Origin of the sequence: Pseudarthrobacter sp. SSS035 (genome assembly GCF_023273875.1) — a bacterium.
Lineage (GTDB): Bacteria > Actinomycetota > Actinomycetes > Actinomycetales > Micrococcaceae > Arthrobacter.
Genome location: NZ_CP096882.1, coordinates 1,080,836 through 1,101,832, shown reverse-complemented (window position 1 = coordinate 1,101,832; position 20,997 = coordinate 1,080,836). Strand labels below are relative to the sequence as shown.

Below are 20,997 nucleotides of genomic sequence, written 5' to 3'. Positions count from 1 at the left end.
AAAACAGAGTCTGCCGTGCGTCCGGTGCACACTGGTTCTGGGGCACGAATCAGCTAGAAAACGGGAGTTCTCCATGAAAGCCGTCTACATTGCAGAACCCGGTGGTCCGGAGGTTCTGGAGGTCCGCGAAGTGGACGCGCCGGTGCCCGGGCAGGGCGAGGTGTTGATCGACGTTGTCGCCGCCGGCCTGAACCGGGCGGACGTGCAGCAGCGCAGGGGCTTCTACCCGCCGCCGCCCGGCGCGTCCGAGATCCCCGGGCTGGAAGTGTCCGGGCGGATCGCCGGCTTCGGTCCCGGCGTCACCAAGGCATTCTCCGTCGGTGACAAGGTGGTGGCGCTGCTGGCCGGCGGAGGCTATGCGGAGCAGGTTGCGGTGCCGGCGGAGCAGGTCCTGCGGATTCCCGACGGCGTTGATGTGGTCACCGCTGCGTCGCTGCCGGAAGTCGCAGCCACGGTCTACTCCAACCTGATCATGACGGCGCAGCTGCAGGCCGGCGAGACGGTCCTGATCCACGGCGCCACCGGCGGGATCGGCACCATGGCCATCCAGCTGGCCAAGGCCTTCGGAGCCAGAGTGGCCACCACCGCAGGAACAGCGGAAAAGGTGGGGACCGCGAAGGCTTTCCTGGGCGCGGACATCGCCATCAACTACACCGAAGAGGACTTTCCCGAAAGCCTGCGGCGGCAGAACGGCGGGAAGGGGGCCGACGTGATCCTCGACGTCGTCGGTGCCAAATACCTGGCGCAGAACGTTGATGCGCTCGCAGACTACGGCCGGCTCATTGTCATCGGCCTGCAGGGCGGGGCCAAGGGTGAGCTGGATCTTGGCCAGCTCCTGCGGAAGCGCGCGGCAGTGGTTGCCACGGCCCTGAGGCCACGCCCGGTGGCGGAAAAGGGCGCCATCATGAACGCCGTGCGCGAATCCGTGTGGCCCCTCATCACGGACGGCCGGATCCGCCCGCTGGTGGCCAAGACCTTCCCGCTGGACCAGGCCGCGGCCGCCCACCGCTACTTCGACAGCGGCGACCATGTGGGCAAAATCCTGCTTGTTATGTAACCGGGGTAGATACTGAGTATTGCTTTGCGCCGCGGACTGGGCTAGCCTCACTCTATACGCGGTATGCACGGGTCCTGGGGGTCCGTGCATACCCGACGCTGACGCCACCGCTAGGAGCATCATGTCCATCCGCCACAGCCTCCTTGCCCTGCTGCAGGACCAGCCGCGTTACGGCTACCAGCTCAGGGTTGAGTTCGAGAACCGCACCGGGTCCACCTGGCCCCTGAACATCGGGCAGGTGTACACCACGCTGGACAGGCTGGAACGCGACGGCCTGGTCAGCAATGACGGCAGTGACGGCGAAGGCCACGTGGTCTACAGCATCACCGCCGCCGGCACGGCGGAAGTGCAGAACTGGTTTGCCGCCCCCGTGGAGCGCAACAATCCGCCCCGGAACGAGCTGGCCATCAAGCTGGCGCTCGCGGTCACGCTGCCGGGCGTGGATGTGCAGGCCATCATCCAGGCCCAGCGCGTAGCGTCCATCCGGGCGCTGCAGGACTACACCAAGGCCCGCCGCGACACGGCCGCCAACCAGCGGGCGGCAGATACGGCCTGGCTGCTTGTGCTGGATTCGCTGATCTTCCAGACGGAAGCGGAGGTCCGCTGGCTGGATCTTTGCGAGGCTCGGATGCTGCAGCAGGCGCAGACCGCGGGCCAGGCCACCTCACGTAAATCGTCCAACGGGGTCACTGTGGAAGAGGCTGCCCCGCTCATCGCGGATATGCGCCGATGAGCGTCCAGGGGCCGCAGCAGGTCCTGGAGCTCGCCAAGGTCAGCAGGACGTTCGGTGAAGGCGCGACGGCGGTCGCCGCGCTGCGCGAGGTCGACCTCAGTATCAGAGCCGGCGAGTTCGTCGCCGTGATGGGTCCGTCAGGCTCCGGGAAATCCTCCCTCCTGGCGCTGGCCGGGGGACTTGACCGGCCGACGTCAGGCGGTGTCTTTGTGGAATCAACACCACTGGGCGGGCTGGGACTTAACGAACTCGCCCGGTTGCGCCGCCGCGCCGTCGGCTATGTCTTCCAGGACTTCAACCTGGTCCCCACCCTGACGGCTGCCGAGAATGTGGCGCTGCCGCTGGAGCTGGACGGGACGGCCACCCGGAAGGCCCAACGCCAGGCCCTCGATGCGCTGCGGCAGGTGGGCATCCCGGAACTCGCGGACCGCTTTATGGACCAGATGTCCGGCGGACAGCAGCAGCGCGTGGCCATCGCGCGGGCCATCGTGGGCGACCGCCGGCTGATCCTGGCCGACGAACCCACGGGAGCCCTGGATTCCACCACCGGCCACGGCGTGATGGAAGTGCTCCGCGGACGTGCCGATGCGGGTGCGGCCGTGATGCTGGTGACCCATGAGGCCCGGCATGCCGCGTGGGCTGACCGCGTGGTGTTCCTCCGGGACGGCCGGATCGTGGACCAGGCAGCGGCCATGCACGATCCCGCCATGCTCCTCACACAGGCCGGCCACTGACGTGGCACTCACCCTCGCACCGGCGCCCGGCGGGCGCCGGCAGGCTTTCCGCGTCGCCGTGCGGATGGCGCGGCGCGATATCCGCCGCCACAAAGGGCGCTCCCTGCTGATCATCCTGCTGATCATGCTCCCCGTGGCCGCAATGACGGGGGCGGTCACCCTGGTCCAGAGCACCCAGGAAACCGCCGCCGAGCGCGTGCAGTACGAGCTCGGCACCACGCAGGCGCGGTTTCGACCCATGCCTATGGCCAACGGGGTCATGGTCCAGCACCCCGTCGAAGAGCTGCAGATCACCACGAGCGACTGGGCCAACAACCCGGACTTCACGCCGACTGATCCGCAGGACGCGATTCCGGCAGGCTACGACGTCCTCACGGAATCCACCCTCGACCTCACCGCCGAGTCGGGGGCGGCGCACGTGCGTGTGGTGGGCCGGGCAGTGGACGCCATCGCGCCGGCATTTGCCGGAAAATACACGCTGCTGGACGGCAGAGCCCCAGGGTCTGACGCCGAGATGCTGGTGTCACCCGGGCTGCTGAAGCGGTTCGGACTGGGACTGGGGGAGGAACTGACGACGTCGGCCGGGACGTTTGTTGCGGTCGGAACCCTCCGCGATGCGGGCTATTCGGACAGCAACTCCATCGTTTACCTCAAGCCCGGGCAGGGCGACGTAAGTATTCCGGTTTCGTCACCTTCCGCGGCTCCGGCCGCTGCGGCGGCAACCGTCACGTCCACCATGTACTACCTGGTGGGCTCCAAGCCGGTGACCTGGAGCCAGATCCTGGCGGCCAACGCCGTGGGAGTCACCGTGCTGTCCAGGTCCGTGGTGCTGAATCCCCCGTCCCAAGACGAACGCTGGCCGGAAGGCGCAGGGACCTCGTCCAGCGAGTCGATCCCGCTCGCCACCTACGCGGCCGGGGCGCTCCTGGGCGCCCTCGCACTGCTGGAGGTGGGCCTGCTGGCGGGAGCCGCGTTTGCCGTGGGCGCCAAGGGGCAGGTCCGGGAGCTGGCCCTGCTCGCCGCGACCGGGGCCGAAAGCCCCACTATCCGCTCGGTGGTGATGGCGGCTGGCCTGTGGCTCGGCGGCCTTGGCGTGGCGGCCGGCGCCGCGGTGGGACTGGTAGCCGCCGCCGGGGTGGTGATCGTGGCACGCCTGAACGGATCGGTCCGTTTCCCGGGCTTCCATCCGGACGCTTTGTTGACGGTCCTGGTGATGGTCATGGGCTACGCGGCGTGCTTGCTGGCTGCCTTGGCCCCGGCACGGCAGGTGGCGCGCCAGGCCGTTCTGGGCGCGCTCAAATCTGGGCGGGCCCCGGCATCGGCCGGCAGGAAGTCCACCGTGGTGGGTGCTGTCCTGCTGGGCGTGGCCGCCGTGGCACTTGCCGTCGGCACGTGGCTCGCCGTCAGCAGCGAAGACCCCGACGTGTTCAGCTCAAGGACTCCAGTGATTGTCTGGTTCCTGATGGGCGGGGCGGTAGTGGGTGTTGCATCCTTGGTTCTCCTGACCGGCAAGGTAGTAGCATTCCTGGCCAAGCGTGCCGGACGCCTTCCGCTGGCCGCACGCATGGCCGCCCGGGACTCTTCGCGGAACCGCAGCCGGACTGTTCCTGCCGTTGCCGCCGTCCTTGCCGCGGCCACCCTGGCCAGTGCCGGCATGGTGCTGGCCGCCAGCCAGCAGGCGAACGAGCAGAAAAACCACTACTGGTCCGCGTTGCAGAACCAGGCGGTCCTGCCTTTGTTCGTGTGGCAGCCTTCCCTGGCTGACGGAACAGTGCCGGACCCGGTACGGATTGACCCTGCTGCGGTGGCGTCCGCCTTGGATGGGGCGGTGGACACCGTCGAATGGACCAGTGTCCTGCGCACGGCCAGCACCCGGAACTGCGATATGCGGCCGGAACTGGCCGACGCGTCACCCGCCCAGACGCCGACCGCGAGCTGCCTGCAATATTCGTTGGCCACACCGGAAGGCAACGCGTGTCCCGTGACGGCCGGCGGCCGTGTCCTGGCTCCGGAGGATTGGCGCTGCCAGGGAGCCATGCGTCCCTACGAGTCGCAGGGAAGTGTTAAATCCATCATCGTCGGAACTGCCGATGACGTGGAAAGGCTGTTCGGAACAGTGCCTACGGCCGAAGCCCGCGACGTGCTGGCGGCCGGTGGAATGGTGGTGACCAACCCTGTGTTCGTCCGTGACGGGCAGGCGTCCCTGGTGGCGCAGGACATGCGGAAGCCCGCTCCGGTCAATCCGGCCACGGGTGTCTTCCAGGGCTACGTGGAGACGGGGCGGACGGCGGTTGCTGCGGCCGTGCTGGAGCCGGCAGTTAAGGTGCAGTACTACGGCGTGGTGTCCCCGGAAGCTGCCGCGGCGGCCGGGATGCGCGTGGATGGCAGCTCTCTGCTGGTTCAGTTCAGCGCCTATCCTGATGCCGCCCAGATGGACAAAATGTCCGGAGCGCTTGGCACAATCTACAAGGACCGCTACGGGACTCCGCTTGTGGAGCGCGGACCTGCGCAGGACGACTCGCTGATCCTCTGGTCCATCGTGGGCCTGGGAGCGCTGATCACCCTCAGCGCAGCAGGGATCACCACGGGTCTGTCCATGGCGGACTCCCGGAAGGACCACGTGACCCTTGCCGGAGTGGGCGCCGCCCCACGGTTACGGAAGGCGCTCGCAGGTTCGCAGGCACTGATGACGGCGGGTCTCGGAACCGTGTTGGGCAGTGTTGCCGGGATAGTGCCGGCGGTGCTGATGGTGACCGCAACCGGGATGGGGCGGACCGCCGTCGTGCCCTGGCCCCAGCTCGTGGCGCTGCTGATCGCGGTGCCGCTCACAGGTGCGGCCCTGGCGTGGCTGTTTACCCGGGCCAGCCTTCCGGTGTCCCGCCGGGAGGTGGGTACCTGAGGGGTCTGCCGGGGCAGCTGAGCGGGGGAGCACCGGAATTAGGTCACACAGTTGGGTCTTTTTGATTGGGTCCAACAGGCCTACGGTGGGACCCAGGACGCCGTCCGTCCCGGACGGCCGAAGTACGGAGGAACCTCTTATGACAACACATGTTGCCGATTGCAGTGTTACCCGTTGCTCGTTTAATGACCACGAAGGCTGTACGGCCCACGCCATCACGGTTGGCGGAAGCAAAGACCACGCCAGCTGCGCCACGTTTATCGACACCGGCACACACGGCGGGCTGCCCAAGGTCCTGGCGGATGTCGGAGCCTGCCAGCGCTCCGAGTGCATCCACAACGACCACCTGATGTGCAACGCCTCCGAAGTCCATGTGGGCCCCGGCGCTGACAACGCGGACTGCCTCACTTACGCACACGCGTAGCCACGGCTCCCGCCCGGGATTAGTCACCAAGGCCTCCGTCCAGGAAACCCTGAACGGGGGCTTTTGTGCGCTCGGCGCCTCCCGCCCGCCGTTCACCGCAATGACACACGGCGCGGGCAGAATGCCGCCTCCTCGTTGGTGCGGCGTTGGTAGGGTGCCTTTGAGCAACTCACTGAAGCACCAATTCTCAAGGAGGAGACATGGCCAGCAGGCCTGACGAACCGGTACGTGCAGGGAAAGGAAGCGGCCCATTGACCGCGGATCCGAAGCTTCCGCCAACGGCAGTGGATGAGGCCGTCCGCGAGGCTGAGGACAAGAAATGGACCCCGGCCAAGATCGCCCTGTGGGCAGCCATCGCACTGCTGGGCGGCGTCGCCTGGTTCATGCTGGCCATCGTCCGGGGTGAAACCGTCAATGCGATCTGGTTCGTTTTTGCCTCGGTCTGTACCTACCTGATCGGTTACCGCTTCTACTCCAAGGTGATCGAACGCCTCATCACCAAGCCGGATGACCGCCGCGCCACGCCGGCGGAATACAAGGCTGACGGCAAGGACTATGTCCGCACGGACCGCAACGTGCTGTTCGGCCACCACTTCGCCGCCATCGCGGGTGCCGGCCCGCTGGTCGGACCCATCATCGCGGCCCAGATGGGCTACCTCCCCGGCACCATCTGGATCATCATCGGCGTTGTGCTCGCAGGTGCCGTCCAGGACTACCTGGTGATGTTCTTCTCCATGCGCCGCGGCGGCCGTTCCCTCGGCCAGATGGCCCGCGAAGAACTGGGCGTCATCGGCGGCACGGCAGCACTGATCGCCACGCTGCTCATCATGGTGATCATCGTGGCGATCCTCGCGCTCGTCGTCGTTAACGCCCTGGGCGAAAGCCCGTGGGGCGTGTTCTCGGTGGGTATGACCATCCCGATTGCGCTGTTTATGGGCGTCTACCTGCGCTACATCCGGCCGGGCAAGATCATGGAAGTCTCCCTGATCGGCTTTGTGCTGCTGATGGCCGCCATCATCGGCGGCGGCCTGGTGGCGGAGACCGAATGGGGCTCCGCGTTCTTCACCCTGGACAAGGTGACCATTGCCTGGGGCCTCATTGTCTACGGCTTCATCGCCGCGATCCTTCCGGTCTGGCTGCTCCTGGCCCCCCGCGATTACCTCTCCACGTTTATGAAGATCGGCGTGATCGTGATGCTGGCACTGGCCATCATCGTGGTCCGCCCGGAGATCACTGTCCCGGCCTTCAGCGAGTTCGCCAGCAGGGACAACGGGCCGGTCTTCCCCGGTGCCCTGTTCCCGTTCCTGTTTGTCACCATTGCCTGCGGGGCGCTATCCGGCTTCCATGCCCTGATCTCCTCGGGCACTACCCCGAAACTGATCGAGAAGGAACGCCAGACCCGCTTCATCGGGTACGGCGGCATGCTGATGGAGTCGTTTGTGGCCATCATGGCGCTGGTCGCGGCCATCTCCATCGACCGCGGGCTCTACTTCGCCATGAACGCCCCGGCCGCCCTGACCGGCGGCACGGTGGAAACCGCGGCCGCCTGGGTCAACAGCCTTGGCCTGTCCGGGGTCAACGTCAGCCCGGCCATGCTCGCGGAGACGGCAGCCAACGTCGGGGAGCAAAGCATTGTGTCCCGGACCGGCGGCGCGCCCACACTTGCCGTGGGCCTCGCCCACATCATGCAGCAGTTCATCGGCGGCACGGCCCTGATGGCGTTCTGGTACCACTTCGCCATCATGTTCGAGGCGCTGTTTATCCTCACCGCAGTGGACGCCGGTACACGCGTGGCGCGCTTTATGCTGCAGGATTCCATCGGCAACTTCATCCCGAAGTTCAAGGAGCACTCGTGGCGTCCGGGAGCCTGGCTGTGCACCGCCGTTATGGTGGCCGCCTGGGGTGCCGTGCTGCTCATGGGCGTGACCGATCCGCTGGGTGGCATCAACACGCTGTTCCCGTTGTTCGGCATCGCCAACCAGCTGCTGGCCGCGATCGCGCTGTCCGTGTGCCTGGCCATCGTCGCCAAGCGGGGGAGCTTCAAATACCTCTGGATCGTGGCTGTACCGCTGGCGTTCGCCGCCGTGGTGACTATCACCGCGAGCTATCAGAAGATCTTCTCGTCCACGCCGGCCGTCGGCTACTTTGCCAACAATGCCGCCTTCAGCAAGGCGCTCGCCGACGGCAAGACGGAGTTCGGCTCAGCCAAGAGTGTTGTCGCTATGGAAGCCGTGGTGCGCAACACCGCGATCCAGGGCTGGCTGTCCGTCATCTTTGTGGTGCTCAGCATTATCGTCATCGCCATGGCACTGGTGGCCACCATCAAGGCCTTCCGCAATCATTCCGCTGGGTTGCCGAACGTTGACAACGAGGACGAGGCCCGGCCCTCGAAGGTCTTCGCGCCCGCCGGGCTGATCCCCACACCCGCGGAACGTGAGCTGGAGGCCGAGTGGAACAAGCTGCCGGCCGATTTGCGCTTCGAAAGGGCAGGTCACCACAAATGAGCACCGGTCTGGCCGCGGTGGCAACAGGGTTCCGGGGTTTCGCCCGGTACCTCGGCGGCGTGCTCGGTGCTGATGCGTACGCCAAGTACCTGGACCACCACCACGCCGCCGGACATGGGGAGCCACCGCTGACGGAACGCGAGTTCTGGCGGGACCGGACGGACCGCCAGGACTCCAACCCGCAGGGCCGGTGCTGCTGACGCTGACGGCCGGCCAGCCTTCGTCGGCTGGCCGGCTTCATCTGCCGGGCCGCTTCATCGACTGGGCTGTCCGTCCTCCGCTCGTGAGAGTATGAACGCATGAGCGATCCGACAGACACTCAGCCTGATGATGTCCCCGTTGAGGGCAGGACCCTCGACAACGGCGAAACGGCCGTGCCGGCTGCGGCCAGCCCGGCTGGAGCCGGCACTGGCCCCGGTGCTGCTGGCCCGGTCACAACCGGCCCGGCGGCGTCGAGCACGTCACTCGGGGGCAAGGCCAAGGGCAGCAACCTGCAGGACCTTGTGGACGAGCCTGCGAAAGTCATGCGGATCGGCACCATGATCCGGCAGCTCCTGGCGGAGGTTAAGTCGGCTCCACTGGACGACGCCGCGCGCGAACGCCTGGCCGAGATCCACGAACGTTCCATCAAGGAGCTGGAGGACGGGCTGGCACCGGAGCTCGTTGAAGAACTGGAACGGATCAGCCTGCCCTTCCCGGAGAACACCACACCGTCCGACGCCGAGCTTCGGATCGCCCAGGCGCAGCTGGTGGGGTGGCTGGAAGGCCTCTTCCACGGGATCCAGACGGCCATCGCCGCCCAGCACGCCGCACGGGAGCAGGCCGCCTCGCAGCTGCACCTGAAGCAGCTTCCGCCGGGCACCATGATCGCCCCTGGTGTGGTTATCGGGGAGAACGGCGAGCCGCAGAGGGCCGCTGCCGGCCAGCATTCCGGTCCGGTGCCGTCAGGCCGGCCGGAGGACCCGGACCGCGGTCCCGGCCAGTACCTCTAGGTTCCTGCGTGGGATTCTTTACTGCCGCCCGCCAAGGGCGCAAGGACGATGCTGAGCTGGGCAAGGGCCTTTGGCGCCGCGCCCACGATCGTTTCCACCGTGGCCTGGACCGCTATCACCAGGTCCTCGAAGGTGTCGAAGACGAGCAGCTTTATGCGGAACTGGTGGAAGTCGCGAACGAGCTGGCGGGGCTTCTGGAACGTGTCCGTGTTGTCTGCGTCGAGGCCCAGCGACGTTCGCCCAGCGAGGGGCTGGACATTCCTGGGGACCTGGCCGGTGTGCACCGGTCGCTGTCGAAGGCAGGCAATTCACTGGCCACCACTGCCGAGGCAGCCGCCATGCTGCGGCTCGCCGTCGGTCCCGTCCCCGTGGGGGCGGCCTCGGTGCGCCGCCGCGCGGAATCAGTCTTTGAGCAGGTGGCCGACGCCGAACGCCGGCTCGCCGAGGATGCCGCCGCCGGCGGCCAGCCCGAAAGCCGTTCCGGCTGAGCGGTATTTCCGGCTGAGCCTCAGGCGGCGATCCTGGCCTGCCCCACGGCAACAGCGTCAATGACGGCCCACGATTCCTCGGTGCCGCAGTTCCGGCTGGCGAAACGCTCGGCTTCCCTCAGTGAGTCGAAGATTTCACTGCGGATCCGGCCACAATCGGCGTCGAAGTACGTGACGTGAAATTCCTGTGCAAGTTGGTTTTCCATAAATCCAGTCTGCAACCGGGGTCTGACAATAACCGTTCATGAGTCCCGCGTGTTGCCCAGGCGTAGCACGCGCTCCTGCGCGAGCATGGCCGAACGTTTGGCCTTATCGGCTGCCCGGGCCGCCTGCTTGGCTTCGGCGGCCGCCGTGCCCAGGTTTTTCCTGGCGCTGTCCAGCCGCTCCTCCGCGGCCTTGAGCCGGTCGCGGAGCTCACGTGTTTCGCGGGTCAGGTCCGCGACTTCGGCCTCCGTGTCCGCCAGTTGACTTTGCCGGTCCGCGGCCAGCCGGGCGAACTCCTCTTCGGCTGCCGTGGCCTCGCCCAAGGCAGCCTTGGCTTTCTCCAGCGCCGAGGGGGACGCCGGCCGCGGAGTCTCCCGGACAGCCTTGAGCCGCGGCTGGTCCGCTGGTCTGCGCGTGCCGGGTTCCGCCGTCGTCCGTTCTTCTTCTTCCGGCACGGTGGCCGGTGGCTGTTTGGGACGGCCCAGCGGCGTGGCGCGCGGCACCGCTACGGCCCCGGGCACCGCCACGGCCCCATCGAGATCAACCGTGTCCACGCCGTCGGCGGACAGCGCCTGGACCAGCAGTCCGCTCTGGACGGCGGCAGTGGCACCTTCGTCGGCGGTCATCGCCTGCAGGGTCCGCTCGACGTCGGCGGCGATGGTGGCGCTGATGCTGCGCCCCTGGCGTTCAGCAACAGCGCGGGCGGTGTCGACGGCGGTCCCCAGCAGGGTGCGGCGCTCCCGCGCCAGTTCCCGGAGGGCGGCGGCGTCGAGGGATGCCTGGGCCGACCGCATGCGTTGGCCGAGCTCGGAAAGCTGCGCGAGCACTCCTGGCTCATGGATGGCCAGCATGTTGACGGCCCAGGCCGCCGCTGACGGTTTTGGCAAGGCCTTGACGGCAGCCGGGAGCTCCTTCCCGGAACCGGCGGCTGCCTTGGCTGCGGCGGTCCGGGCAGCCACAAACTCCTCGAAAGGCAGGGCATACAGTTCGAACGCGATAGCCGTCAGCGCCTTGTCATCCATGCTCGCCATCATAGGGGGCGGGCTCCTGAGCCGAAGGGCATGTATGCCGCCTAGACTGGCCGCATGAGAAGAGTGTGGGGGCTCCTTGTCCGGCCGGCCGTTCTGATGTTGGCAGTCTGCATCCCGGTTGCCGGCTGCTCGAACGTCTGTCCGGCCATCGGGTGGGTCAACTCCATCACGGTTGAACTGGCGGGTGGCGTCTCGCGTGTGGATACCGTGCAGCTGTGCGCCGATGGCGCTTGTTCGGAGTTGCGACCGGAGCCTGGGACGGCAGCACCGCGCATTGTCATGACAACACCGCTGGATGCCAGGGCCTCGCCCACTCCGGAAGCCCAGCCGACCATGGCCCCGTTCTACGCTGAAAGGATCGACGCCGATACCTGGCGGTTCACCGTCAGCATGAGCTCCCCTGACCACGTGACCGCTAAAGCACTGTCTGCCACGGGCGAGGTCCTCGCCGAGAAGGAAGCCGACCTGGACTGGAAGCGGGTGGGCGTGTCGGCCCAGTGCGGCGGTCCCGTGGAAGCTTCGCCGGTGGAGCTTACGGTGCCCTAGAAAACAACGAAGCGGCGAGGGCGCCAGGCCAGTCCCTTGAGCGGCCGGGCCAGGTACACACCAGGCGTGCGGTCGACGTTGGACCACGCTAGGAAACCACAAGCCGGCCTGCAGGGTTCCCCCAACATCCACTCCGTACTGTCCGAAGCATGATTACTACCACCCCACATTACGAGATGGGTTGCTGCCAGGCAGGCGGGACATCACCCTCGACCAACCTCGACGAATCTGCGCAGCCCCTCTTGGACCATAAAGTGCTGGACAAGTTGCGCGAAGACCTCCACGAGTTCGAAGTGTGGAGAGTGTTTGTGCAGAACTTCATCACGGCTTTGCCTCTGAGGATCGAAAGTCTGCGTCTGGCGTTGACTACCGGGGATACGGTTGGCGCCATGGATGCGGTCCTCAGCCTCAAAAGCGCCAGCCAGATGGTGGGCGCCGGCCGCCTCGCGACCCTTGCCCACGGCCTTGAGGTGGCCCAACGTGAAGGTATCTGCGTCGCTGCTCCGTCTGTTGTCCTGCCCCGGCTCGCGGTGGACCATCTACAGCGAATCAAACAACGTGCCGTACAAACTTCCTTCGTTCTCGAGGCTCACCTCCACACAGCTAGGCGACCGCGGACGATCTTCGTTCCAACGCTGACCCTATCGGCTGGCTGTCCTGCCGGCTCCTAGGGATTCCCTAGGAGCCGGCAGGAGACTGGCCGGTATGGCATCGACAGCATTGCACAAGCGCACGAAGGTACTTGTTCCGGCAATTTTGCTAACCATCGTGGGGACCCTGATCGCCAGCATCCTGATGGCCGCGCCACGGACGCCCCCTGCCATGTTGGGCGCATCAGCCAGCCTCAACGGCGGACTCGCACGAATCCACGGAGTAATTCCTACCGAGGTCGACGGCTGGGTGCCCCCCGTCCAGTCCTCGGAGCTCGCCAGTCCACCCGGGGAAGAACTCCATCGCGTCCGCATACTGCTGGAGCTGACTGCAATGGACCAGGACGGCCTGGCTTTCGACCCGACCCAGTACGCCGTCTCAGCCCTGGGCACAGGGGAGTGGAAAGCGGTCTGGTTTTCACCTGCTCCTGCGGAGGCACGGCAAGGGGAAAGCATCAACGCCACGCTCGTGTTCGAGCTGCCGGACCGTGCCATCGATCTGACCCTGGAACTGCCCGGGGGACCCGGACTGTCCCTAGGCGCCGGACACCACCGGGGCGGCAAATAGCATGTCCGTTAGTTTCTGGGGATTTACAGACGCTTTCAGGGTTTCTCCAAGAATTGGGGAACCCTGCGCAGGAAATCTCCAAGCCGGTTACGGCACAGTCGGGGTACTGAACAAGGGAGAACGGCCATGTCAATTTCACGCCGCCAGGTTTTGTTGATCGGCGGACTCGGAGCCCTCGGAGCAAGCGCTGCCATGCTGCCGACGGGATCTGTGGAGGCCAAGTCTGCGAGCCGGCTCAGTGACAGTGAGATGCCGCGGCCATTCCAGGTCCCCTTCGTCCAGGCTCCCGTCCTTGAGCCGTATGCCACAGGCATGGATCCCACGGACGGCTTGCCCGTCAATTACTACCGGGTGACGGAGAAGGCCGCCATGGCAAGTATCCTGCCGCGGCTGAGCACACCCATCCTCGGCTACAACGGGTTGTTCCCGGGGCCGACGATCAGCCTGGACCAGGGCACAAAAGCCGTCGTGAGGGTTCGCAACAAGCTGCCGGCCAAGCATGCGCTGGACGGGCACGGCCTTTCCACGTCCACCCACCTGCATGGGTCCGCGTCGCTGCCGCAATATGACGGCTACGCCAGTGACATCACCCACCCGGGCTTCTACAAGGACTATAACTACCCCAACTTCCAGCCGGCCCGCACGCTGTGGTATCACGACCATGGCGTCCACTTCACGGCCCTGAACGCCTATTCCGGGCTCGCGGCGCAGTACCACCTGCACGATCCCATCGAACGGCAGCTGCTCCCGCAGGGCCGCTACGACGTCGCGGTGACCGTCAGTGATGCCATGTTCGCCGCGAACGGGTCCCTGGGCTATGACGACAACAGCCACTCGGGCCTCTGGGGGGACGTGATCCTGGTCAATGGAAAGCCCTGGCCCGTCATGAAGGTGCAGAAGCGCGTGTACCGCTTCCGGATCCTCAACGCTTCGATCTCCCGCTCCCTTCGGCCCGCGCTCAACACCGGCGATCCCCTGGTAGTGGTCGGCACCGATGGCGGCCTGGTCCCGGTGGCACAGAGCGTGGCGAACTACCGCCACGCCGGGTCGGAGCGCTACGAAGTCCTCATCGATTTCCGGAAGTACAAGACGGGGCAGCGGATCGAACTCCGGAATCTGTCCAACAAGAACAACGTGGACTACGACTACACCAACAGGATCATGGCGTTCGATGTCACGGATGAGCCGGTGGACACCTCGGACCCGACCTGGAACCGGATCCCCACCACGCTGGTCGGCAGCGAGCCCATGTCGCTGACCACAGGGCAATCCGTGAAAACACGCAGGTTCCGGGTCAAGCGGAACGACACCACCAACATGTGGACCATCAACGAAGACAGCTGGCAGGACGTCATCGCCAGCGGTTACAAAAGAGTCGTTGCTGAGCCCGCACTCAATTCGGTGGAAATTTGGGAAATCGAGAACAAGTCGGGCGGCTGGTTCCACCCGCTTCATATCCACCTGGTGGATTTCCAGATCCTCAGCCGCAACGGAAGGGCGCCCTTCGCCTACGAGCGTGGCCCGAAGGACGTGGTCTACGTCGGTGAGGACGAGACCGTCCGGCTCCTGATGAAGTTCACCCCCCACAAGGGCGTCTACATGATGCACTGTCACAACCTGCCGCACGAGGACCACGACATGATGGTCCAGTTCCGGGTGGGCCTGAAGCAGACCGACGTGGACCCCTACGATCCCATGACAGCGGCCAAGGCTGGATGGGACGACGAGAAGGATTGAAGACTGCACAAGTAGCGCGCCACGGCAGGCGGCGGCTCCCGGGCCGCCGCCTGCCGTGGCTAAAGGTGCGGTCGGATAACGGGCCGTGGCCCCGCCTCCTTGTGGTCGCGCTGATACCTGGCCTGGTGGTACTTGCCGCCCGCGCATGGGTGGTGGAACCTGTGATTGTTTCGTCGGACAGCATGGTGCCGACCATTTCCACGGGAGCCGTCGTGCTCCTCTACAAGCCGGCTGCCGCTTCGGGCCGGATCCGGAACGGCGTAGTGGTTGCCTTCACCAGCCCACTGGACGGCCACACAGCTATCAAGCGGGTCATAGCCGGGGAGGGGCAGACCGTTGCCATCCGCGATTCGGAACTGTACGTCGACGACGTCGCCGTGCCAGAGCCTTTTGTAGACCACAGCCGCATCGACGGCACCTACTTCGGGCCTGTGAAGGTGCCCGCGGGAAGGGTCTTTGTGCTGGGCGATAATCGCGGTGTGTCTATCGACTCCAGGGACTTCGGGGCCGTGCCTTTGACGGCGATCCAAGGCACTCTGTTGACGGGCCAGAAGTAGGGTTCAAGTGTCCACGCGGTGGCGCCGCCACCGGCGCGGAAGAGCCTGCGCCGCCACCGGCGCGGAAGAGCCTGCGCGGTCACCGGGCCAGGGCGAACTTGCGGAAACCTTGGTAACGGGGAGCGGTCCGGAATTTACGACGTCGGCCCTGCGGCGAAGGTGGCGACCTTCCGGGACGAATGTGCCGGACGCTTCCCGCAAGGTGGAGCCGAGGAGGCTCCGCCGCGAACCGTTAGGCTCAGCCACGGTCGCCATTGGCCGCGTCGATGAACGTGGACAACGTCCTTACCTCGGTCGGCATCAGGAAAACCTCAAAAGGCTTGATCTGGCCCGCAATGTCAAGGGTTAGAGTGAAGCCCTCAGACCCAACGCTTGGACGGGCGGACCAATGCTCGAGGAGTGGCGCCAGGTCCCGGCCCATGAGGACATTGCGCCCTTCCATGTCCCAGGGGGAGCCGGCTTCGATCAACGCTCTGTGCTCAGCACAGACGAAGGCCTCGTGATAACCAGCAGCTGCGTTTTGGCTACCTGCCATGAAGGCGGAGCCGGGATTCGTACACCGAAGGACTGAGCAAGTAAACATGCTGCGACGGTACTCAGTGGATGCTGGGGGAACCCTGTATATCGCACCTTGGGGTTTCCCAATTTCCAAGGTCAAGCCCGATGACAATGCCGGGGTGGCCTACGCCCCTAACTGGGGGTTGGCCACCCTTGGCATTGGCATTGGCATTGGCAGGACGCAGGGTGCGTACTCCAGGCACTCAGGCTTTTGTGGAACTCTTGGCTTCCTTGGACAGTGCCCTCCTGGCGTTGGACCGGGAACGGTACAGTTTGAACGCCAGCAAGCCGCAGGCAGCCAGCAGGCCACCGGTAGTGATGGCGAGGACCGCGGTGCCGGGATCGGTCAAAAGGTACCGGGCCAGTGCCGCCAACGTGATCGCCGTGGCGGTACCGAAGGGGCCCTCGAAAGGTGCTGCGCCGGGTACCTGTGCCAGCGGTTGCTCCGTCCCGGGTCCCGCCGCCAACGGCCCCGCCGTGCCCGGGTCCAAGGTGCGGCGCTGGTCCTCTGTGGCACCGGGAACAACGGGTTCGCTCAAATCGGAGAACTGGGGTTCGTTGCCGCCGCCGGCGGGGGCAACCTGGAACCGGTAGGCGGCACCGTTTTCCAGGCCGCGCACCACCATCCTGGTGGCACCACTTTCAGCCGTCTGGATGTCACCCACCTGGGCTCCCGTGGAATCGACGGTCCGGACGGAGAAGCCTCCGGGCGCTGGTACCGGGTCCGGGACGGGAGCCGGGGCTGGGGCGGGTGCAGGGTCCACTGGTGCGGGGACCGGGGCGGGCTCCGTGCCAGGCGTCGGCGGGACGATCACGGTCACCTCTCCATCGCCTGGAATGACCTCGTCGATCTCGTCGTCTTCGACCTCGTCGCCGATCCCGTCGTCGTTGCCCCCGCCGTTCCCGCCGGTCCCGTCCCCGAACACGAGCTGTTCGATGTTGTAGAGTGTGTCGGTCCCATCCTCTCCGTTGTTGTGCTGGACGGTCGTGACAGATTCGGGTGAGCCGATGGTGCCGTCTCCGCCGGTTGTGGTGATGGTGTAGTTGAACTCAAAGTCGGAGAAGACCGCGCTGTCCGTTCCTTCGGCGGAGGTGTGGATTTCCCGGACAACAATGATGTTGCCGGGGTCCACTGTGCCTGCGAACACGGCCTGTTGGAGCGTCGGTCCCGTGAGGCCGCCGTCGGCGTTCCGCTGGTACTGGGCCGTCATCGAGGTGGCGCTGCCGATTTCAGTGGACGGGTCGTTCGCGTCCCTGCGGACGCTGAGCCGGACGCTGAGGTAGCGGTCGCCGTCGATGATGTCGTTGCCGCCGCGGCCTTCGATGACGTCGCTGCCGCCGCCGCCCAGAAGGATGTTGCCTTCGCCCCACGCATGCGTTCCGGTCAGCACCGGGCATTCCTTGGATGCGGAGGCATTGACCACCTCATCGATGGGTGTCGGCAAGGACGGGATGAGTTCGTTGAGCCCGCTGATCCGCTCCACTCCGGCCTGGTCCAGGACATCGCAGCCGATGAAGCCGCCACCGCCCACAGTCCTGGGAATGAGGTCATCGCCCCGGATCACGTCATTGAACGGGCCGCCGGAGAGCGCTTCTACCTCGTTGTACCTGTCGCGGACGCCTACCTGCAGGATGTCCAGCGGCGCGATGGGGAGGGCAAGGTCGGCGTCCTGCGGCTGGGGATCGTAGAGGCCGATTTCCCAGTCATAGCCGGACGCGCCGGCCACTTTCTCGACGCCCGGACCGGCGAGGCCGATGTCGTCCCCGCCTTCCATGTCGTAGTCGTCGTCGCCGCCCTGGCCGATGTGCACATCGTTGCCGGGCTTCTGGGAGTCGTCCAGGAAGAACAGGTTGCTGGAGTCACCGATCAACAGGTCCGGGCTGTCGCCACCTTCCACCCAGTCGTTCCCGCCACCGCCGAACACGGCGTCCAACCCTTCACCGGCAATCACAAAGTCGTCGTCTTCACCGGCGAAGGTTTCATTCGAGTTCGCCCCGCCGTTGATGAAGTCCCTCCCGTCCCCGCCGATGAGGATGTCCAGGCCCGGGCCGCCGTCGATCGCGTCATTATCCGGCCCGCCCTTCAGGATGTCATCTCCGGCCAGGTCGGTGATGATGTCGTTTCCGTCGCCACCCAGGACGCTGTCGGCGCCGTCACCTCCCTCGATGACGTCGTTGCCCAAGCCGCCCCACATGGTGTCGTTGTCCACACCGCCGTGGATGCGGTCGGCATTGACGGATCCGTTGTACACGGCCTGGCCGTTGATTCCGGCCGGGTCCACTGAGTTGGAAGCGCGGTACTTGATGGTGCCGTCGGGCATGCGGATCAGCAGGGCAGACTCGTTGCACTCCGACGCGGGATCGTCCGCGACGGCGTTGCCGGCGGACGCGAAGGCTAGAGCCGTTCCGTGGAGGTTCTTCAGCTCGAACTTGCAGTCGGCAGTGGCGAAGGCGTCGGCCTTCAGCGACTGTGCGTTGGTGTTGCGCATCATCATCTCCGCGAAGGAGTTTCCTTCGAGCTGCGCCATCAGGTTCATCCCGGGTGTGCGCGCCAGGTAGTACAGCCGGTCACCGTTCTGCAGATCGGTCATCTGGCTTTCGAAGACGTAGTTGAACGTGCTGCCGAGCAGGCCCCCGAACAGATTGGTCCGTTCGGCGAGGCCGCCCATCCACAGGTCGATGTCGTCGAGGCCGGTGGTTGATGAGCTTCCAATGCTGGCCCAGCCGTCGATGCTGTTCATAAACGCCACGGCATCGTCGGGGGCAACCTCGCCGGCCAGAGCGTCCGGGCTGACGATCAGCCGGGCGGCTGTCCGCTTGGCCTCCAGGGTGGTGGCTGAGACGATCGAGGGGTGAGTGCCGTAGGCGGCCACGAAGTTGATCAGGGACTTCGGGTGCTTGATGTTTTCGCCGAAATCGATCCAGTTCGTGTACGGCTTGAGCTGGCTGTCGTTGGTTGCGCCGTGAAGTTCCCGGCGCAGCGCGTTCAGCGTGGGCAATCCTTCCGACCGGGCGCGCGTCAGGTTGATCGCGGCCAGATCCATGGGCAGCCCCAGCAGCTTGTTGCGGAGCGTGTCGGTGACGAACTCATCCAGTTCGCTGCCCACCTGGTCCGACATTCCCATGATGATGCTGCCTGCGGCCTCCTCCGAGGTCAGGGGTCCGGCGGGGCCGCCGTCGGTGTAGGCGGGCGGATTCAGGAACCCTTCCAGCAGCGACACATCGTTCTGCGAGCCTCTGACGTCGTCCGAGGTTCCCCACCCGCCGTCGGCTCCCGGACTGTCCTCGTTCCGGCGGGAGATGGTTTCCGTGAGCATCGAGTGGCCGAAGCGATATACGGCGTGGGCGAATTCCGCGTTCACCGCGGGATTGATGTCCGTCTGGGCGAAAGCGAAGGGCTCGAAGAGGTTAATGGCAGGCTGGATCTTCCGGGCGAACTCCTCAAACACCAGGTGCTGGTACTCCATTTCCGTGATGAACCGCGCGGCCTGGAAGAGCCGTTCGCCGTTCCAGCCGTCTGCGCCGTCGGCCAGCTTCCATTCGGCCAGGGCGGCAACGCCCCTGGCCGAGGTGTCGTTCCCGAGGACCCGCTTGATATCTGCGACAAGGCGGTCATGCTCGGAGTGGAAAACCTGGTGGATGGCGGTCAGCCCGATGTTCTCGTTGACCCTGCCGTCGCCGGCGATGAAGTGCGCGTTCAGCATCTCATCGTCGTAGGTGCCGGGGGCCTGGCTCGCGAAATCGGCGGAAGCAGTGTTGTTGGCGTCCGGGGCCGGGGGAACCGGCGGTGTGCCGGGATTGTGGTCGGTGTCCTGCGGTGACGGGTCGGCGTTGTGCGCGATGTCGGTCAGGAAGGGTGTGCTGAAGTACAGCACGTCCTGGGGCACCAGCGTTCCGCGCCCGTCGTTCGCGGTCCTGTCTGCCTCTACGAGGCCGGACTTCGTGACAAACTGCGGGAGCCCGTTCTCCGGTCCGGGGATGAACTTTCCGTAAGCATCGGCGGCGAGCATGGGGACGTTGAGGGCGTCCTTGTCCAGCAGCTGGATTCCGAGCATCTCCCGGGCCTGCTTTTTGGTGCCGTCCCAGGTGGCCATGCCGCCCGCCGCGGGCGTACCCGCAGGGCCGCCCAGCATCGAGCCCGTGGACACGGGGCGCCCTGACGGGTTGTTGGCGTACTCGCGCAGGAAGACCTGGTGCGAGGGGTGCGAGGAGTAGGTCTGGCTCTGGTCCACCCAGGGCGAGTTGGTGTTCAGGGCATCCTGGACATCGTCCGGGGTCCCCAAAACACCGTCCTGGCCGGGCTGGTTCTGACCACGCGTCAGGACCATAAAGCGCATGTACGGATTGAGGTCATCGGCGTTGCCGAAGACGTGGTCCGGTCCGGCGATCAGCGGGTCGTCGGCCTTGAGCGGAACATAGACAGTGCCGCCGCCCTTGACGGTCTGGTCGATGCCGTGGTCGAAGAACTGCCCGAAGAGGGTGAAGAGGGAGTTGTAGGGCGGTGAAAGTCCGACGTCGGTGGTCACGTTGGGAATGAACAGTGTGTTGTGCGATGGCACGCAGCCGTCCGGTGCGGCGGCGACAGGGGGAGCCACGTCAGGGTTGGGATCGGTGATGCAGGGCACCACGCCTTCGTTGCCTTGGGTCCGCGCCGGGAAGCCGGCCGCGGCCACGGCTGCCGGGTTGGTGGACGTCTGATCCGCGATCAGGTTGCTGATGGTGCGCGGCCGCGAATCGAAGACGCTGCCGGACTTCTGTGTGTAGCTCGTGGCTGCGGGCGGCCCGCCGAAGGATCCGCTCTCTGCGGCGTTGAAGGATTTGGATCCCAGGCGCGGGAACACCTGGTCTGACGCGCCAAAAGTCTCCTGGCCCGGCTGGAGGTTGTTGCAGCTTCCGTCAACCGTACGCAGGCCGTGGGACAGCAGCGGGCTGGCAAGCTGGTTGGGGCCGGTTCCCACCAGCGCCCCGCACGGCCCGGTTTCTGGCGTGGTGTTGGCTACGTGGGCCTCGGCGATCTTGATCTGCTTCAGAATGAAGGACAAGTCGGCAGGTGTCACGGTGAATCCCGCGCCTACCGGAGCTTGCACTGCGTTTGCCGCAACAGGCGGCAGGCCCAGGGAAGCGGCCAAAGCCAGTGCCCCTGATGCGGCCAGGACCCGAAGGCCCGCACCCGTGGTTTTCTTGTGGGCCGCGTGCGTCGACTTCCGCGAAAAGGCCTTCATCCTGAATCTGCTCCCCCAGTAGGGTCGACTCCCAGTCGAGTCGACGAAACAAGCCCATGGTGGAGGGGCCTCCTAGGGGCTTCCTAGGGAAAA

Annotated in this window: 17 protein-coding genes; 14 read left to right on the top strand and 3 right to left on the bottom strand. The window is 65.9% G+C overall.

The window, feature by feature from the left end; all coding sequences use genetic code 11:
* Positions 1–73 precede the first annotated feature (73 nt).
* From MUN23_RS04945 to MUN23_RS04905, 9 genes are all read left to right on the top strand, one after another.
* Positions 74–1,057 carry an NAD(P)H-quinone oxidoreductase gene (locus MUN23_RS04945; protein ID WP_248762387.1) on the top strand — a complete coding sequence of 328 codons (984 nt, stop codon included), beginning with the start codon at positions 74–76 and terminating at the stop codon, positions 1,055–1,057.
* Between the two features lie 121 nt (positions 1,058–1,178).
* Positions 1,179–1,790, top strand: coding sequence for a PadR family transcriptional regulator (locus tag MUN23_RS04940; protein ID WP_248762386.1), 612 nt, complete (start codon positions 1,179–1,181; stop codon positions 1,788–1,790).
* The gene (locus MUN23_RS04935; RefSeq protein ID WP_104063317.1) at positions 1,787–2,524 is read left to right on the top strand and encodes an ABC transporter ATP-binding protein; all 738 of its coding nucleotides are present in this window, start codon (positions 1,787–1,789) and stop codon (positions 2,522–2,524) included. Before MUN23_RS04940 ends, MUN23_RS04935 begins: the two co-directional genes overlap by 4 nt.
* Before the next feature lies 1 nt (position 2,525).
* On the top strand, positions 2,526–5,423 hold the full coding sequence (locus tag MUN23_RS04930; protein ID WP_248762385.1) for a hypothetical protein: 2,898 nt from the start codon (positions 2,526–2,528) through the stop codon (positions 5,421–5,423).
* Positions 5,424–5,562: 139 nt separating this feature from the next.
* The gene (locus MUN23_RS04925) at positions 5,563–5,847 is read left to right on the top strand and encodes a DUF1540 domain-containing protein (RefSeq protein WP_248762384.1); all 285 of its coding nucleotides are present in this window, start codon (positions 5,563–5,565) and stop codon (positions 5,845–5,847) included.
* 200 nt (positions 5,848–6,047) lie between these two features.
* Positions 6,048–8,351, top strand: coding sequence for a carbon starvation CstA family protein (locus tag MUN23_RS04920; protein WP_248762383.1), 2,304 nt, complete (start codon positions 6,048–6,050; stop codon positions 8,349–8,351).
* A complete protein-coding gene (locus tag MUN23_RS04915; RefSeq protein WP_248762382.1) occupies positions 8,348–8,551 on the top strand; it encodes a YbdD/YjiX family protein in 204 nt (67 codons plus the stop codon). The genes MUN23_RS04920 and MUN23_RS04915 overlap by 4 nt, the downstream gene beginning before the upstream one ends.
* A gap of 99 nt (positions 8,552–8,650) precedes the next feature.
* Positions 8,651–9,343 carry a bacterial proteasome activator family protein gene (locus MUN23_RS04910; RefSeq protein WP_248762381.1) on the top strand — a complete coding sequence of 231 codons (693 nt, stop codon included), beginning with the start codon at positions 8,651–8,653 and terminating at the stop codon, positions 9,341–9,343.
* 8 nt (positions 9,344–9,351) lie between these two features.
* Positions 9,352–9,831, top strand: a complete 480-nt coding sequence (locus MUN23_RS04905) for a hypothetical protein (protein WP_058930047.1) — start codon at positions 9,352–9,354, stop codon at positions 9,829–9,831.
* Positions 9,832–9,851: 20 nt separating this feature from the next.
* Here the strand turns inward: MUN23_RS04905 and MUN23_RS04900 are convergent, their stop codons facing one another.
* Positions 9,852–10,037 carry a hypothetical protein gene (locus tag MUN23_RS04900; RefSeq protein WP_058930046.1) on the bottom strand — a complete coding sequence of 62 codons (186 nt, stop codon included), beginning with the start codon at positions 10,035–10,037 and terminating at the stop codon, positions 9,852–9,854.
* A gap of 36 nt (positions 10,038–10,073) precedes the next feature.
* Positions 10,074–11,057, bottom strand: a complete 984-nt coding sequence (locus tag MUN23_RS04895; protein ID WP_248762380.1) for a hypothetical protein — start codon at positions 11,055–11,057, stop codon at positions 10,074–10,076.
* Between the two features lie 63 nt (positions 11,058–11,120).
* Between MUN23_RS04895 and MUN23_RS04890 the strand changes: the two genes are divergently transcribed.
* From MUN23_RS04890 to lepB, 5 genes are all read left to right on the top strand, one after another.
* Complete coding sequence (locus MUN23_RS04890) at positions 11,121–11,612, top strand: hypothetical protein (RefSeq protein ID WP_248762379.1); 492 nt, start codon at positions 11,121–11,123, stop codon at positions 11,610–11,612.
* A 149-nt stretch (positions 11,613–11,761) separates the two neighbouring features.
* Positions 11,762–12,283 carry an Hpt domain-containing protein gene (locus MUN23_RS04885; RefSeq protein ID WP_248762378.1) on the top strand — a complete coding sequence of 174 codons (522 nt, stop codon included), beginning with the start codon at positions 11,762–11,764 and terminating at the stop codon, positions 12,281–12,283.
* 34 nt (positions 12,284–12,317) lie between these two features.
* Positions 12,318–12,830 carry a hypothetical protein gene (locus MUN23_RS04880; RefSeq protein ID WP_248762377.1) on the top strand — a complete coding sequence of 171 codons (513 nt, stop codon included), beginning with the start codon at positions 12,318–12,320 and terminating at the stop codon, positions 12,828–12,830.
* Positions 12,831–12,956: 126 nt separating this feature from the next.
* A complete protein-coding gene (locus MUN23_RS04875) occupies positions 12,957–14,567 on the top strand; it encodes a multicopper oxidase family protein (RefSeq protein WP_248762376.1) in 1,611 nt (536 codons plus the stop codon).
* A gap of 65 nt (positions 14,568–14,632) precedes the next feature.
* Positions 14,633–15,124 carry a signal peptidase I gene (gene lepB, locus MUN23_RS04870; protein ID WP_256468745.1) on the top strand — a complete coding sequence of 164 codons (492 nt, stop codon included), beginning with the start codon at positions 14,633–14,635 and terminating at the stop codon, positions 15,122–15,124.
* Positions 15,125–15,885: 761 nt separating this feature from the next.
* Here the strand turns inward: lepB and MUN23_RS04865 are convergent.
* Positions 15,886–20,904 carry a peroxidase family protein gene (locus MUN23_RS04865; RefSeq protein ID WP_248762373.1) on the bottom strand — a complete coding sequence of 1,673 codons (5,019 nt, stop codon included), beginning with the start codon at positions 20,902–20,904 and terminating at the stop codon, positions 15,886–15,888.
* Positions 20,905–20,997 lie beyond the last annotated feature (93 nt).